This window comes from Pseudoalteromonas sp. 19-MNA-CIBAN-0066 (genome assembly GCF_040308705.1).
Lineage (GTDB): Bacteria > Pseudomonadota > Gammaproteobacteria > Enterobacterales > Alteromonadaceae > Pseudoalteromonas > Pseudoalteromonas nigrifaciens.
On sequence record NZ_JBEONZ010000260.1, the window covers coordinates 1 to 262 of the forward strand.

Below are 262 nucleotides of genomic sequence, written 5' to 3' on the forward strand. Positions count from 1 at the left end.
TTGCATAAGCGCACCAGCCACCGTATTGCGGTGCATAACGCTTTGGGTTTTCTGCAAATGCCGTTTTATTTTCTTCACTCGAAAAATGCCAGTCAGCACCTAAATAACTAAACGTATATTTGTCGCTGCCTTTAACGGCTTTATTTTGCGTAAAATAAGCAACGCTGTCGTACCCTTTAATAGCCGTGTTATTAAACCAACCCGTATTTACAGCATCATCCTTTGCGCTTGCTCCACCGCTCATTAACAGTGTGCTCAGCAT

Annotated in this window: 1 protein-coding gene; it reads right to left on the reverse strand. The window is 43.1% G+C overall.

The window, feature by feature from the left end:
• A partial coding sequence (locus AAEZ18_RS19065) for a YHS domain-containing (seleno)protein (RefSeq protein ID WP_352255987.1) occupies window positions 1–262 on the reverse strand: 262 nt, incomplete at both ends.